The following is a 14,801-nucleotide window of genomic DNA, read 5'->3' as shown; positions in this document are numbered from 1 at the left end:
GGCTTATTCGGCGGCAGGACCAGCCTCGGCGGCAGCAGTCGCTGCCTTGCCCTGCGACTTGAGCTTCATGATGAACTCGCGCAGGGCCGGCTGGATGTCCTCGAACAGCGGATGCTTGCGGTTCTTGAGGATCACCTCCCCGAACAGCTTCAACCCCAGCGCCAGCTGCGCGCTGGTATCGCTGTCGAATTGCCCGTTACCACGCAGGCGGGAGACGATACTGAAGAGATCGTCATGATTGCCGGCCTCGAAAGTCAGGGGCGCATGCAAGGGCTGTCCCTCCGAGGCCGTAGCCAGGTGTTCCAGGGTGATGCGGTAGCGATGTTCTCTCATGTGAAGTTCCTTTCCAGATTCCGGCAAAAACCGTTCAGACGCGTTCCACCGCCACGGCAGCGCGGTCGATGATGTCGATGATGGCGTGCAGTTCTTCCTTGGCCAGCTTGCCTTTGGCCAGGCGCGTATGCAGTGCCATGCGGAAGTTCTGCACGGCGCGCTGCAGCTCGGGCGAACCGGCATCCGGACGCTCCTGGCGGCGCAGTTCGAACTTGCGCAGCACCTGCTGCAGCACCTCGGCGTTGTCCTTCTCTTCCAGATGCGCCTGGCCTTCGGGGCTGATGGTGTAGAGCTTCTTGCCGCCCTCTTCGCCCTGGACCGAGGCATGGCCCATTTCTTCCAGCAGCGTCAGGGTCGGGTAGATCACGCCCGGACTCGGGCTGTAGCCACCGCCGACCAACTGCTCGATGGCCTTGATCATGTCGTAGCCGTGACGCGGCTTTTCCTGCAGCAGATGCAGCATCACGATGCGCAATGCGCCCTGCTCGAACATGCGGGCGCCGCGTCCGCCGCCCTCGCGGCCACGCAGGCCATGAGGGCCGCGCGGACCGCGCTGCTCATCGTCGTCGAACAGACCGCCGCCGTGGTGCGGACGGTCGTGGCGCTGGTGCTTGGGGCCGTGGCCGGGCTGGCCGGGTTGATGAAATAGATGCTTGAACATGGTGTTTCCTTCTTGTCGGGTTGCAAAGGCAGCGACTGACGCACGCTGCGGGGCGATCGATATAGCCAAGATATATCTTAATTCGGGGCATTTCAAGATATATCTTAATAATATTTTTTACATTTCCGACAGGAAAGATGAAGCAGAAAGCTTCACCATCTCATGCAGAGAGAGGATGAAGCAGTCTCAGGAGGGGGTGTGGGGGAAATGGGCGTATGCCCGTGCAGTGAACAAGACCGTGCGGAAATCCTCGCTCAGCCCTGTCCTGCATGCCAGCGAGCCACGCGCTGCAGGCAGGTGTGGACATCGCCCTGCACCAGTTCGGCGGCATGGACCAGCATGAGGTTGCGCGGCAGGCCGAAGTCCTCGATGAGCATGCCCGCATGGCAGTACCCCGGTTCAGCCTGCGGCACCTGGCTCAGCAGGTCTTGGGCAGGCGTGTTGTAGCACCACACCTTCTTGCCCCGCCCGACTGCATAGCCGATCTCGAAGACCGTTCCCGAGTCGGGCTCATGCCCACGAAAATTGCACACATTGGCCACCACGTAATCGGCTGAATCGATCAGGGCCACGTTGATCTCGTAGATGCGGCGCGCCACCTCGGCCTTGCAGTCGCCGCTGACTTCATCGTCACCGGGGCACAACGCCACCAGTCCGAGTTCGGCACACCACTGCTTGATCTGCTGTTTGTGCTGCGCATAGTCGCGCTGGAAGACATCGGGGCCGGCCAGGTAGATGCGGGGCTGCGGGGTCATGGTCAATCCTGTGGTTCATCGGGAACCGGCAGGATAACGCAAAGCGTCACGCTTCCTTCAGCGCAACTGCGCGACGATGTCGGCGCGGCCAAAGTCGGCAGAGAAATCGTCGACCCGCACGCTCTGGTCGCCGTAGCGGGCGAAGGTGTCCAGCGCTTCCTTCTCCTGCGGCGAGATCAGGCTGCGCTCCAGCGCCAGCGCGCTCCAGGCCGGGATGTCCGGCAGGTTCTGCGGCATCGGCGGCAGCTTGCCTTCCTTGATGTCGGGCTTGAGCCGGTGCTCCAGCTGCTGCACCACGGGCGTGAGCGCAAAGGCCATTTCGCCGCAGGCCAGCGGATCGCCTTCACGCGGCAGGTAGGCATCGGCCACCAGCCGGTTGCGGCTCTCGCCGGGCGTCTGCATGGCCTTGGCCACGCGCGTGCCCAGCAGATCCGAAGGCCGGCGATACGCCAGGCCCAGCGGGAAGATCAGCACCCGCAACAGCACTGCGATGAAGGGATTGGGGAAGTTGTGCAAGACCTCGATGATGGCGTCCTGGGCGCGGTGCAGCGCATCCTGCACGGACCAGTCCACGTAAGGCAGATCGTCTTCCTGCCGGCCCTCGTCCTCGAAGCGCTTCAGTACCGCCGAGATCAGATAGAGCTGCGAGAGCACGTCACCCAGCCGCGCCGAAATACGCTCGCGGAACTTGAGGGTACCGCCCAGCACGCCCATGCTCACATCGGTCAACAGCGCAAAGGCCGAAGACAGGTGCACGACCGCGCGGAAGTAGCCGCGTGTGGCGCGCGCCGCATGACGCGATGAGGGCAGCAGCCAGCCACGGCTGATGCCTCCCACGAAGCTGCGCGCGGCATTGGCCGCCACGAAGGAGAGATGCGCAAAGAGCAGGCGATCGAATTCCTGCACGGCGCGTTCTCGGTCTTCGTCGGCGGCAGCGGCCAGTTCCTGCAGCACGTAAGGATGGCAGCGGATCGCCCCCTGGCCGAAGATGATGAGACAGCGCGTGAGGATATTGGCGCCCTCCACCGTGATCGCAATGGGTACCTGCTGATACGCCCGCGCCAGGAAATTGCCCGGCCCCATGCAGATGCCCTTGCCACCGATGACGTCCATGCCGTCATTGACCACCATGCGCCCGCGCTCGGTGACGTGGTACTTGGAGATGGCCGAGATGACCGAGGGTTTCTCGCCCGCATCCACAGCCAGGGCCGACAGGCGCCGCGTGGCATCCATCATGTAGAGATGTCCGCCCATGCGCGCCAGCGCTTCCTGCACGCCTTCGAACTTGCCGATCTCGATCTTGAACTGGCGCCGCATGGCGGCATAGGCGCTGGTAGCGCGCACGGCCAGCTTGGAAAAGCCTACGCTGGAAGATGGCAGCGAAATCGCCCGCCCTGCCGCCAGGCATTCCATCAGCATGCGCCAGCCGCGTCCGACCTGCGGTGCGCCGCCGATCACCCACTCCATTGGGATGAAAACATCACGGCCCTCGGTCGGGCCATTCTGGAATACCGCATTCAAGGGCCAGTGACGGCGCCCGGTGATGACACCCGGATGATCGGTCGGAATCAGCGCGCAGGTAATGCCGGGTTCGGCACTACCGCCAAGAAGACCGTCCGGATCACGCACACGGAAGGCCAGGCCCAGCACCGTCGCAATCGGCGCCAGCGTGATGTAGCGCTTGCTCCAGGTGACGCGGAAACCCAGTGTCTCGCGGCCTTCGTGCTCGCCCTTGCAGACGATGCCCACATCGGGAATGGCCGCCGCATCCGAGCCCGCATAAGGGCTGGTCAACGCAAAGCAGGGAATCTCCAGCCCTTGCGCCAGGCGCGGCAGGTAATGGTTCTTTTGCGCCTCGGTGCCGTAATGCAGCAGCAATTCGGCCGGGCCCAGCGAATTGGGCACCATCACTGCAATGGCTGCGGCTGAACAGCGCGAGCCCAGCTTCATCACCACCTGCGAATGCATATAGGCCGAGAACTGCTTGCCGCCGTACTGGCGTGGAATGATCATGCCCAGGAAACCCTTGTCCTTGATGAATTGCCAGGCCTCGGGCGGCAAGTCCTGGTCTTTGATGGTGGTGTCCCAGTCGCTGACCATGGCGCACAACTGCTCGACTTCGTTGTCGAGGAAGCTTTGCTCCTCGGGCGTGAGGCGCGGGGCGGGCAGGTCGAACAGACGCTTCCAGTCAGGCTTGCCGGAGAACAACTCGGCATCCCACCAGACCGTGCCGGCCTCGATGGCATCACGCTCGGTGGCGGACATGCCGGGCATGATCTTGCGGAACAGGTCCAGCGCCGGACGCGTCATCAGTGCCTGCCGTAACGACCTGATCGCTACCAGCAGCGTGGGCGTGAAGAAGAGAATGGCCAGCAGCACCAGCACCGGCAAGTCGATATCGGCCAGCCGCGCGCCCAGCCAGATCAGGACCGCTTCGGATGCCAGCCAGATCCAGGCGCTGGCACGCATCATCATGAGCGCCAGCGCGCTTGCAATGAGAAGGATGAACCAGATGATCATGTCGCCTCCTGTGCTGTTCTCTTTGTGGGTTGGGGGGATGCGGCAGTGTGGCATCGAATGCCGGCAGCGCCTAGGGCCTGCTGCTGCCTGACGATAAGCTGTCAGCACCGTCGCCGAAATCGGACAGTGCAGCCAGCACCCGTCAGACAATGCCCGACAAGCCGCATCCATCTATTACAATCCCGGCATCTCAGACAGCAGCACCGGGAACGACATCATGAAATGGGAAGGCAATCGCGAAAGCGACAACGTGGAAGACCGCCGTGGCGAGGATGGCGGCGGTGGTGGAGGCTTTGGCTTCGGCGGCCGCTCCATCGGACTGGGCACGGTGGCGGTGGCCCTGGTGGCCTCCTATTTCCTGGGCATCAATCCGCTGACCATGCTCAATCTGCTCTCCGGCGGTGGCTCGCCCGCCCCGGTGCAGCAGCAGGTACCCTCGCACAAGCCTTCGCCCAACGACCAGATGGCGCGCTTCGTCTCCACCGTGCTGGCCGATACCGAAGACACCTGGGGCCAGATCTTCGCCAGCAATGGCAAGCAGTACGTGCGGCCCAAGCTGGTGCTCTTCTCCGGGAGCACGCCGACCGCCTGCGGCACCGGCCAGACGGCCACCGGCCCCTTCTATTGCCCGGGCGACCAGAAGGTCTACATCGACCTGTCCTTCTATGAATTGATGAAGCAGCGCTTCAAGGTTTCCGGCAATTTTGCCCAGGCTTATGTGATCGCGCATGAAGTGGGACACCACGTGCAGCACCTGATGGGTATTTCCGACAAGGTGGATGCGGCCCGCCGCAATGCCACCGAGAAGCAGGCCAATGCCATGTCGGTGCGGCTGGAGTTGCAGGCCGACTGCTTTGCGGGGGTGTGGGCCTATCACGCCAACCAGGCGCGCCACATCCTGGAAGAAGGCGACATCGAGGATGCCCTGCACGCCGCCTCGGCCATCGGTGACGATGCCCTGCAGCGCCAGGCGCGCGGCGTGGTCGTCCCGGATTCCTTCACCCACGGCAGTTCGGCGCAGCGCGTGACCTGGTTCAAGCGCGGCATTGCCGAAGGCAAGGTCAGCGCCTGCAATACCTTCGCTGCCAAAGAACTATGACACCCTGAATTCATAACGAGGAGACACAACGCATGACCCTGGCTTACTGGTGCATCCTGATCGCCGGCCTGCTGCCGGTGCTGACCGTTGCCGTGGCCAAGTACGGCTGCCGCGATTTCGACAATGCCGAACCGCGTGCCTGGCTGGACAAGCAGACCGGCCTGCGCCGCCGCGCCGACTACGCGCATCGCAACCACTTCGAAGCCTTTCCCTTCTTTGCTGCGGCCGTGCTGATGGCACAGCAGGTCGGCGCGCCCCAGGAGCAGGTCGATACTGCCGCGGTGGTCTTCATCGTGGCGCGTATCTTTTATACGGCACTCTATCTGACGGACAGGCCTTCGGCCCGTTCGGCGGTCTGGGTCGTGGGATATCTGAGCGTGATTGCCCTGTTCGTCATTGCCGCGTGCGCCTGAAACAGGAGCCATCAATGAGCCACCCCGCCGCCCCGCAACTGGTCCCCATGCGCACAGCCCTGGAGCAACTGTGTGCCGGCCACGCCAGCATCGCCACCCTGTGCAGCACCTGGCGCGCCAGCGAAGAAGTGATGAACGCCCTCCCGCCGCGCTACCGCCAGGTCGCCGAAGACCTGCTGGGCCGACTTGAAGCCGGCAGCCTCTTCACGGAAGAAAGCTGCTCCTTCAGCCAGAAGGATCTCACCGACAGCCTGGCGACCTGGCTGGACAAGGCACAGCAGACGCTGGCGGCGGCCGGCTGAACACAAGGGCGGCTGGACAAATGGCCGCTGCCGGCGTACCGTACCGCTCCCTCCGTCTCGCCTGTTGCGGCCGGGGTTTCCGAAAGAAATCACATGCAAAAGATCACCTTCCCGCTGCAAGGCCATCCCTACGTCGAGCTCAACCAGCTGCTCAAACTCTGCGGCCTGTGCGACAGCGGCGGCGCCGGCAAGCAGTTGGTGGCCGACGGCCAGGTCAAGGTCGACGGCAAGCTGGAGACCCGCAAGACCTGCAAGATCACCGTCGGCCAGAAAGTCACCCTGGGCGACGTTCAGATCACGGTGCTGGCCGAATGAGTACGGCGCCTTCCGCCAACGAGGTACTGGCGTTCTGGTTCGGCCCCGATTGGGAAACACTGCCCGCGCATCAGGTCGCCGAGCGTCAGAAAAAACTCTGGTGGAGCAAGCACCCCGACACCGACGCCGAATGCCGCACCCGCTTCGAAGCCCTGGTGCAGCAGGCCACCGCCAACCAGCTCGATGACTGGACCGAAGCGCCGCGCAGCATGCTGGCCCTGATCCTGCTGCTGGACCAGATGCCGCGCAACATCTACCGCGACACGCCGCAGGCCTTCGCCTTCGACGAACTGGCGCGCCAGTGCTGCCACCTGGCGCTGGCCATGGGGCTGGACCAGGCCTTGCCGCCGATTGCGCGCGTATTCGTCTACCTGCCGCTGGAACATGCCGAAGACCTGGACGACCAGGAGTACGTTGTACAACTCATGCGCGGCCTGGCCAAGGCAGCCAGCGCCGAGGACAAGCCGGCCTTTGATGGCTATGCCGACTATGCGCGGCGGCACCATGCCGTGATCGAACGCTTCGGCCGCTTCCCGCATCGCAACCGCATTCTGGGGCGCGAGAGCACGCCGGAAGAAGTCGAATTCCTCAAGCAACCGGGTTCGTCCTTCTGAAGTTTTCGATAGCTGCAAGCTGATTGCGGCTTTTGCTGGAGACGCATTTTCTTTTGCCATAGACTCGCGGGCTTTCCTTTTCAGGATTCGCCATGCGTGCTCGCTCCCGTGGTTTTTCGATGATGGAAGTGCTGGTGGCCATGCTGGTCATCGGCACCGGTGCCCTGGCCATCGCCATGCTGCAATTGCATGCCCTGCGCAGCAGCCAGGACAGCAGCCTGCACGCCCGCGCCACGCTGATGGCGCAAGAGCTGGCCGAACTGCGGGCCAGCCTGCCACCAGCGCCGGGGGCCAGCGATCCTGCCCTGTTTTCCTTCACTGCCGGGCGGCCGCCCATGGCCCCGGCCGATTGCGAACAGGCCGCCTGCAGCCCATCTGACTTTATCCAGGCCGTACTGGCGGACTGGAAAGCCCGGCTGATGCGCGATTTCCCCCAGGCCCGCGTCATCGTCTGCCGCGATGCCCAGCGCACACCGCAGGTGGACTGGACATGTGATGGCCTGGCCAGCAGCCCGGTGGTGCTCAAGCTGGCCTGGCGCCGCATCGGTGCTGCCAGCACAACCAGTGCTGCAACGCCGCTGCTGAGCCTGATCCTCGGGCATTGATGATGCGCGGCCCGTCCCACTGCTCCCGCCTGGTACGCCGGTACGATCAAACCGGACTGACCCTGGTCGAGCTGATGATCGCGCTGGCCGTGGGGCTGCTGGTGGTGCTGGTGGCCGGCGCACTGCTGCAGCAGGCGCGCGCGGCCTATCAGGAGATGGACGACGCCGGCCGCGTCGAGGAAACCGGCCGCCTGGCCCTGGATCACCTGCAGCAGGCCTTGCGCCAGGCCGGCCACTTGCCGGTGGAAACCCTCGCTCAAGGCGCAGCGACCGCACTTGTCCCGGGCCTGCGCGGGCTCGATGACAGCCGCCAGGCCGAGCTGCTCGACCCGGCCAGTGGCAACTTCGGCAGCAGCACGGGCGATGGCATCAATCATAGCGACGTGCTGATGCTGGGCTTCTTCGGCGCCCCGCGCGGCAGCCGCGCCCAGGTCAGCAACTGCAGCGGCGCCGATGCTGCGGCAGGTCCGCCAGAGGAAGCGACGCGCCAGTGGGTGATCTATTTCATTGCGCCCGGTACCGGCGACGAACCGGAACTGCGCTGCCGCTACCAGGGCAAGAACGGCAACTGGACCTCGGATGCCATCGCCCGCGGCGTCGAAGCCCTGCAGCTGCGCTATGCCATCGACAGCGATGGCTATGGCCGCCCGGACCGCTGGCTGGATGCCTCGGCCATGCCCGCCCACGCCTGGCGCCAGGTGGTGCTGGTGCGCATTGCGCTGCTGGTCAGGGGACTTCAGCGGCGCCCTGCCGGCAGCGAAGCCATACCGCGCAGCTACGACCTCTTCCTCCACGGACGGCGCAGTGACCCGGCCTGGCGCTTCACCGAGCCAGAGCAGGAACAGCGGCGCCGTGCGGTATTCCAGGGCACGGTGATGTTGCGCAACCTTGCCGCAGCGCAGGCCAGCCCATGAAGATCCCGACTGCGCGCCAGCGCGGCGCCACCCTGATGATCGCGCTCATGCTGCTGAGCCTGATGCTGCTGTTGGGCGCGGCCACCACCTCGCTGCTCCTGCTGGAAGAACGCGCCGCCCGCAATCACCGTGAATATGCCCAAGCCCGGCTGGCCGCACAGGCGGCCCTGGAGGATGCCTGCGATGATATCCGCCATCGGCGCCGTATCGAACCGGAGCAATTCAGCGCCACGCTGGAATGCCGCAGCGATGCCGCCGGCGCCGGCCTGTGCCTGGGCCAGCACGAGCGCGCCGGCTGGGAACCTGCGCAGCTGCATGGACCGCAAGCCGTCTCCGCAACGTACGGCCAGTTCACGGGGCGGCGCTTTCGCAGCGCTAGCGGCATGGCCGTGCCGCGTTATCTGATCGAGCGCCTGCCATCCAAGCCCGGCAAGGGACCGCGCAAGCCGGCCGCCGATGAAGCAGCGGCCACGCTCTATCGCCTCAGCGCCGTCGGCTACGGCCGCCACGGCGCCATCGTCGCGCTGCAGGCGCTGGTGCAGTTGCCGGCGCCCGCAGACAGCGCAGCAGCCAGTTGCCCGCTGCGGGCCTGGCGTCCTCTTTATCTGCCTACCCAGGAATGAACATGTCTCCCCTCTCTCTGCCCGCGCCGGCACGTGGCTTCACGCTGCTGGAAATCCTGGTCAGCCTGACCATCGTGATCCTGCTGGCCGGCCTCAGCTGGAACGGCTACCGCCACGTGGTCCAGAAAGCGGCCCGCGCCGAAGGACGTGCGGCCCTCCTGCACGTGCTGCTGCAACAGGAGCGGCATCACGCCTACCAGCACCGCTACAAGGCATTCCAGCCGGGCAGCGGGGCGCATGGCTTCAAGTGGTATTCCGGCCCCACCCCGCAAGCCAGCGCCTATGCCCTGGCCGCCCGCGCGTGTGACGACGAAGACCTCTCCAGCTGCGTGCTGGTCACCGCCACACCCGGCGGCAGCGGCGTCAACACCGCCTATGAAGATGCTCGCTGCGGCGTACTGCAGGCCGACAGCCGGGGCAATCGCCGCGCCGACGGCAAGGATTGCTGGTGATCCCATGGAATCAAGAGGATTTACGCTCATCGAGCTCATGGTGGTCTTGCTGATTGCGGCGCTGGTGCTGGCAGCGGGCATCCCGGCCCTGCAGAACCTGTCCAGCGAGCACCAGCTGGCGGCGGCCGGCAGCGATTTCTTCCACAGCGTACAACTGACACGTTCTGAAGCGCTGCGTGCCGGCCGCCGCGCCGAACTGCGGCCCAGCGATGGCCGCGACTGGCAAAGCGGATGGGAAATCCGCGTCGGCCAGCAGGTGGTCTCCCGCCATCCTTCGCTGGACCACGGCATTGCCGTGGCCTATACCACCGGCGGTGAACTGGTGGGATATCAGCCGGACGGGCAGCCGCTCACGCGCGGCACCTGGTATTTCAGCAGCGGCAGCAACTCGCGCGCGGTCGTGGTCAACTTCCTCGGGCGGGTGCGGATCTGCAACCCGGTCATCGACAGCCAGTGCAGCCAGGCCGCCATCGAGTGAGGTGCGGGCGCTTCCGGCCTTGCGGGCAATGCAGCAAAGCCGTGTATATTGACGGGCATCCGGCCTCGCCCCTGGCAGGCCTTGCCGCCTTTACCGCCTTTGCACACCATGACTTCCACTGCAGATCCGCTCTACCAGTTCGACATCGAGAATGACCAGCAGGCCATGGCCCTGGCCTTGCTGCAGGCCGGCTTCGGCATGCTCGACACCACGCCCAACCCGCGCGTGGGCTGCGTCATCGTCAAGGACCGGCGCATCATCGGTGCCGGTTTCACCCAGCCGCCGGGCGGCAACCATGCCGAGATCCAGGCCATGGCCGACGCCGCCGCGCGCGGGGCGGACGTGCGCGGTGCCACCGTCTACGTCACGCTGGAACCCTGCAGTCATTTCGGCCGCACCCCGCCCTGCGCCGATGCCCTGATCCGCGCCGGCGTAGCGCGCGTGGTCGCCGCCATCGCCGACCCCAACCCGCTGGTGGCCGGCCAGGGCCTGGCGCGCCTGCAGGCGGCCGGCATCGAGGTGGCCTGCGGCCTGCTGGAAGAAGAGGCGCAGGAGATCAACATCGGCTTCCTGCACCGCATGCGCACCGGCCGCCCCTGGGTGCGCATGAAGAGCGCCGCCAGCCTGGACGGCAAGACCGCCCTGCACAATGGCGTGAGCCAGTGGATCACCAGCCAGGCCGCGCGCGACGACGGCCACATCTGGCGCGCCCGCGCCTGCGCCATCATGGCCGGCATCGGCACCATCCAGAAGGACGACGCGCAGCTGACCGTGCGCGCCGTCGAAACCCCGCGCCAGCCGCGCCGAATCGTGGTCGACAGCAAGCTGCTGGTCTCTCCCGAGGCCCGCGTGATCCAGGGCGGCAATACCTGGGTCTTCACCGCCACCGACGACCGCGAGAAACGTGCCGCCCTCGAGGCGGAAGGCGCCGAAGTGATCCTGCTGGCCAATGCCGAAGGCAAGGTCGACCTGCCCGGCCTGGTACGCGAACTGGGCCAGCGCCAGATCAACGAATTGCACGTCGAAGCCGGCGCCAGGCTCAACGGCTCGCTGATCCGCGAAGGCTGCGTGGATGAACTGCTGGTCTACCTGGCCCCGGCGCTGATCGGCGATGGCCGCAGCATGTTCGAATTGCCGCCGCTGGAAGACCTCTCGGGCAAGATCGGCATCCACTTCCATGAGGTCAAGCAGGTCGGGCCGGATTTGCGTATCCTTGCCCGTTTCGAATAATCGTTTTTTGGCTTTTTCTTTCAGATTTTCGTATCAGGGACTGAATCATGTTTACTGGAATCGTTGCCGCCGTCGGCACCATCACCTCCGTCACCCCCTTGGCAGCTGGCCCTGAGGCCGGTGTACGCCTGAACATCGACGCCGGCAGCCTGCCGATGGCCGACGTTGCCCTGGGTGATTCGATTGCGCTCAATGGCGCCTGCATGACCGTGGTCGACAAGACCGAGCGCAGCTTCACCGTCGACGTCTCGCGCGAAAGCCTGCGCCTGACCGCTGGCCTGGACGCCCCCGGCGAAGTCAACCTGGAAAAGGCGCTGACCCTGGCCGAACGCCTGGGCGGCCACCTGGTCTCCGGCCACGTCGATGGTTTGGGCCAGGTGCATTCGTTCGAGCCGGTGGGAGAGTCGCGCGAGCTGATCGTGGACGCGCCCAAGGCGCTGGGCAAGTACCTGGCCTACAAGGGCTCCATCGTGGTCAATGGGGTGTCGCTGACGGTCAACCGCGTGGAAGACCTGGCCGAGGTGTGCCGCTTCTCGATCAACCTGATTCCGCATACGGTGGAAGTGACGACCCTCAAGCACCTAAAGGCGGGCAGCAAGGTCAATCTGGAGATTGATCTGATTGCGCGGTATGTGGAGCGCATGCTGTCGTCCTCGCAAGCAGCCTGATCCACCTGCGCTGCGCGAGGATGCGGTATTCAATTTTGCTTAACGCAGATTGCAACAGCATTAAGCTGGCATGAATGCTCATGATTGCTCATGAGCAGGCGTCCTCCACAATGGCACCATCAGGGTGCCATTTTTTTCGTCCCTGCCTCCCCTGCCGACATCCCGGCACAAGCCTTGCGCAAAGGCAGCAGGCACTGCAATCCACGCCCACCTCATATGCATATGAGGATTCATTTCTTGGCGCATGCACATGCCCGCGCTAGCTTCTCGGGTGGGCAAGCCGTTCCCGCCTGCCAACCACGACAAAGAGAGACAACATGCCAGACCAACCCCAATGGAAATTCGAAACCGTATCCGTCCACGGCGGCTATGATCCCGATCCGACCACGCGCGCCGTGGCCGTGCCGATCTACCAGACCGTCGCCTTTGCCTTCGACGATACCCAGCACGGTGCCGACCTGTTCGACCTGAAGGTCCAGGGCAACATCTATTCGCGCATCATGAACCCGACCCAGGACGTGCTGGAAAAACGCCTGGCCGCCCTCGAAGGCGGCATCGCCGCACTGGCGCTGGCTTCCGGGCAGGCGGCAGTGACCTACGCGATCCAGACCATTGCCGAAGCCGGCGACAACATCGTCTCGGCCTCCACCCTCTATGGCGGCACCTACAATCTCTTCGCCCATACGCTGCCGCAGTTCGGTATCCAGACCCGCTTTGCCGATCCGCGCCAGCCGGAGTCCTTTGCACCGCTGATCGATGAACGCACCAAGGCGATCTTCATCGAATCCATCGGCAACCCGCTGGGCAACGTCACCGACATCGCCGCCGTGGCCGGGATCGCGCATCGCCATGGCATCCCGCTGATCGTTGACAACACCGTGGCCACACCCTACCTGCTGCGTCCCTTCGAACACGGCGCCGACATCGTGGTGCATTCGCTCACCAAGTACCTGGGCGGCCATGGCACGACGCTGGGCGGGGCCATCGTGGACTCGGGCAAGTTCCCCTGGGCCAAGCACAAGGAACGCTTCAAGCGCCTCAACGAACCTGACGTCAGCTATCACGGCGTGGTCTATACCGAAGCGCTGGGCGAAGCGGCCTACATCGGCCGCGCACGCGTGGTGCCGCTGCGCAATACGGGCGCGGCGCTCTCGCCCTTCAATGCCTTCCAGATCCTGCAGGGCATCGAGACCCTGGCCCTGCGCCTGGACCGCATCACCGCCAATTCGCTGGCGGTGGCGCAGTACCTGAAGCGCCATCCCAAGGTGCGCTGGGTCAACTATGCCGGGCTGGAAGATCATCCCGACCATGCGCTGGCGCAGAAGTATTTCAAGGGCCGTGCCTCGGGCGTGCTGACCTTCGGCGTCGCCAACGGACGCGACGGCGGTGCGCGCTTCCAGGATGCGCTGCAACTGTTCACGCGCCTGGTCAACATCGGCGACGCCAAGTCGCTGGCGACCCATCCCGCTTCCACCACGCACCGCCAGCTGTCGCCGGCCGAGCTGGAAAAGGCCGGTGTGACCGAAGACACGGTGCGCCTGTCCATCGGCATCGAACATATCGATGACCTGCTGGCCGATCTGGAGCAGGCCTTGCAATCGGCTTGATCCGACCTCCGCTCCAAGCAAAAAAATGGCTCCGCATCAGCGGAGCCATTTTCACATCCGGCGTCAGAAAGTTCAGGCGGCCTGCTTCTGCCCTGCCCGTTGCTGCACACGCTGGGCCACCAGCTCACGCGTGCGCGGGATCAGTTCACGGCCATAGTCGATGGCGTCTTCCAGCGGATCGAAGCCACGGATGAGGAAGGTGGTCACCCCCAGGTCGTAGTAATCCAGCAGCGCCTCGGCCACCTGCTCGGGCGTACCGACCAGCGCGGTGGAGTTGTAGCGGGCACCGGTTTCCTTGGCGATCGCCGTCCACAGGCGCTTGTCCACGCGGTCGCCCTTCTCGGCCGCGGCCAGCAGGCGACGTGCGCCTTCGCTTTCCTGGGGGCCAGTGTAGGCCGGATGGCGCGTGCCATTGCCCGAGCGCAGGCGGCGTGTCTCTTCCAGGATGTGTTCGGCGCGCGCCCAGGCCTGCTCTTCGGTAGCCGCCAGGATGGGACGGAAGGACACCGAGAAACTGACCTCCCGTCCATGCCGCGCCGCCTCGGCCCGCACGCGCCCGGTCAGGTCGCGCACCTGCTCCAGCGACTCACCCCACAGCGCATACACATCGGCATGCCGTCCCGCCACCGGGATGGCAGCCTCGGACGCACCGCCAAAGAAGATGGGAATGTGCGGCTGCTGCAGTGGCTTGACCTCCGAGTAGGCTTGCTCGAAACGATAGTGCGCGCCCTGGTGATCGAAAGGCTTCTGCGCCGTCCACACCTGGCGCAGGATCTGCAGGTATTCGTCCGTGCGGGCATAGCGCTGGTCATGGTCGAGATAGTCGCCATCGCGGCGCTGCTCGATATCGGAGCCACCGGAAATGATGTGCACGCCCAAACGTCCTCCGCTGAAATGATCCAGCGTCGCCAGCTGGCGCGCCGCCAGCGTGGGCGCGACGAAGCCGGGACGATGCGCCAGCATCAGCTTGATGCGCCGGGTGGCCGCAGCGACCTGGGCGATGGTGAGGATGGCATCGGGACCGTTGGAGTGATACGGCACCAGTATCCGGTCGAAGCCGGCTTCTTCATGCGCGCGCGCAAAGCGCAGCAGGTAATCGGTATCGATGGCCGGTCCCACCGATGGGTGGATCTCGGAATTCTTGTGGGTGGTGACCATGCCGATGAAATTGACGCTCATGTGTGCTCTCCTGATGGCCTGCCATGGCAGGCG

Annotated in this window: 18 protein-coding genes; 13 read left to right on the top strand and 5 right to left on the bottom strand. The window is 64.9% G+C overall.

All coding sequences use genetic code 11. From position 1 onward, the window contains the following. Window positions 1–3: 3 nt before the first annotated feature. The 4 genes from ACVC5H_RS06705 to ACVC5H_RS06690 form a co-directional block, all read right to left on the bottom strand. Window positions 4–333 (bottom strand): DUF3861 domain-containing protein, encoded by a 330-nt coding sequence (locus tag ACVC5H_RS06705; RefSeq protein ID WP_489621584.1) that lies wholly within the window; start codon window positions 331–333, stop codon window positions 4–6. A gap of 34 nt (window positions 334–367) precedes the next feature. Further along, window positions 368–994 (bottom strand): PadR family transcriptional regulator, encoded by a 627-nt coding sequence (locus ACVC5H_RS06700; protein ID WP_489621583.1) that lies wholly within the window; start codon window positions 992–994, stop codon window positions 368–370. Window positions 995–1,248: 254 nt separating this feature from the next. Further along, window positions 1,249–1,749: a nucleoside 2-deoxyribosyltransferase gene (locus ACVC5H_RS06695; protein WP_489621582.1), complete on the bottom strand. Its 501-nt coding sequence runs from the start codon at window positions 1,747–1,749 to the stop codon at window positions 1,249–1,251. 57 nt (window positions 1,750–1,806) lie between these two features. Further along, a complete protein-coding gene (locus tag ACVC5H_RS06690; RefSeq protein WP_489621581.1) occupies window positions 1,807–4,269 on the bottom strand; it encodes an acyl-CoA dehydrogenase in 2,463 nt (820 codons plus the stop codon). 217 nt (window positions 4,270–4,486) lie between these two features. On the opposite strand from ACVC5H_RS06690, the gene ypfJ reads away from it, so the two are divergent. The 13 genes from ypfJ (at window position 4,487) to ACVC5H_RS06625 (ending at window position 13,589) form a co-directional block, all read left to right on the top strand. Beyond that, entirely contained in the window at window positions 4,487–5,368 is an 882-nt protein-coding gene (ypfJ, locus tag ACVC5H_RS06685; RefSeq protein WP_489621580.1) for a KPN_02809 family neutral zinc metallopeptidase, read from the top strand. Window positions 5,369–5,400: 32 nt separating this feature from the next. Then, window positions 5,401–5,781 (top strand): MAPEG family protein, encoded by a 381-nt coding sequence (locus tag ACVC5H_RS06680; protein WP_489621579.1) that lies wholly within the window; start codon window positions 5,401–5,403, stop codon window positions 5,779–5,781. Window positions 5,782–5,795: 14 nt separating this feature from the next. Continuing rightward, window positions 5,796–6,083 carry a hypothetical protein gene (locus ACVC5H_RS06675; protein ID WP_489621578.1) on the top strand — a complete coding sequence of 96 codons (288 nt, stop codon included), beginning with the start codon at window positions 5,796–5,798 and terminating at the stop codon, window positions 6,081–6,083. 93 nt (window positions 6,084–6,176) lie between these two features. Beyond that, window positions 6,177–6,398 (top strand): RNA-binding S4 domain-containing protein, encoded by a 222-nt coding sequence (locus tag ACVC5H_RS06670; RefSeq protein ID WP_034335781.1) that lies wholly within the window; start codon window positions 6,177–6,179, stop codon window positions 6,396–6,398. Next, on the top strand, window positions 6,395–7,012 hold the full coding sequence (locus ACVC5H_RS06665; protein ID WP_489621577.1) for a DUF924 family protein: 618 nt from the start codon (window positions 6,395–6,397) through the stop codon (window positions 7,010–7,012). The genes ACVC5H_RS06670 and ACVC5H_RS06665 overlap by 4 nt, the downstream gene beginning before the upstream one ends. A gap of 92 nt (window positions 7,013–7,104) precedes the next feature. Then, window positions 7,105–7,617: a type IV pilus modification protein PilV gene (gene pilV, locus ACVC5H_RS06660; protein ID WP_489621576.1), complete on the top strand. Its 513-nt coding sequence runs from the start codon at window positions 7,105–7,107 to the stop codon at window positions 7,615–7,617. 2 nt (window positions 7,618–7,619) lie between these two features. Continuing rightward, complete coding sequence (locus ACVC5H_RS06655) at window positions 7,620–8,531, top strand: PilW family protein (protein ID WP_489621575.1); 912 nt, start codon at window positions 7,620–7,622, stop codon at window positions 8,529–8,531. Continuing rightward, window positions 8,528–9,154 carry a pilus assembly protein gene (locus ACVC5H_RS06650; protein ID WP_489621574.1) on the top strand — a complete coding sequence of 209 codons (627 nt, stop codon included), beginning with the start codon at window positions 8,528–8,530 and terminating at the stop codon, window positions 9,152–9,154. The genes ACVC5H_RS06655 and ACVC5H_RS06650 overlap by 4 nt, the downstream gene beginning before the upstream one ends. Window positions 9,155–9,156: 2 nt before the next feature. Beyond that, a complete protein-coding gene (locus ACVC5H_RS06645) occupies window positions 9,157–9,606 on the top strand; it encodes a type IV pilin protein (protein ID WP_489621573.1) in 450 nt (149 codons plus the stop codon). 4 nt (window positions 9,607–9,610) lie between these two features. Continuing rightward, window positions 9,611–10,084 (top strand): GspH/FimT family pseudopilin, encoded by a 474-nt coding sequence (locus ACVC5H_RS06640; protein ID WP_489621572.1) that lies wholly within the window; start codon window positions 9,611–9,613, stop codon window positions 10,082–10,084. Between the two features lie 108 nt (window positions 10,085–10,192). Further along, entirely contained in the window at window positions 10,193–11,314 is a 1,122-nt protein-coding gene (gene ribD / locus ACVC5H_RS06635; RefSeq protein ID WP_489621571.1) for a bifunctional diaminohydroxyphosphoribosylaminopyrimidine deaminase/5-amino-6-(5-phosphoribosylamino)uracil reductase RibD, read from the top strand. Window positions 11,315–11,361: 47 nt separating this feature from the next. Beyond that, window positions 11,362–11,982 carry a riboflavin synthase gene (locus tag ACVC5H_RS06630; protein WP_489621570.1) on the top strand — a complete coding sequence of 207 codons (621 nt, stop codon included), beginning with the start codon at window positions 11,362–11,364 and terminating at the stop codon, window positions 11,980–11,982. A 317-nt stretch (window positions 11,983–12,299) separates the two neighbouring features. Then, window positions 12,300–13,589 (top strand): O-acetylhomoserine aminocarboxypropyltransferase/cysteine synthase family protein, encoded by a 1,290-nt coding sequence (locus ACVC5H_RS06625; protein ID WP_489621569.1) that lies wholly within the window; start codon window positions 12,300–12,302, stop codon window positions 13,587–13,589. Window positions 13,590–13,661: 72 nt separating this feature from the next. On the opposite strand, the gene ACVC5H_RS06620 is transcribed toward ACVC5H_RS06625, so the two are convergent. Further along, window positions 13,662–14,768 (bottom strand): LLM class flavin-dependent oxidoreductase, encoded by a 1,107-nt coding sequence (locus ACVC5H_RS06620; protein ID WP_489621568.1) that lies wholly within the window; start codon window positions 14,766–14,768, stop codon window positions 13,662–13,664. Window positions 14,769–14,801 lie beyond the last annotated feature (33 nt).

Source organism: Herbaspirillum sp. Her3 (genome assembly GCF_057961275.1).
The sequence above is the reverse complement of the archived record's forward strand: the minus strand, read 5'-3'. Positions and strand labels throughout refer to the sequence as shown.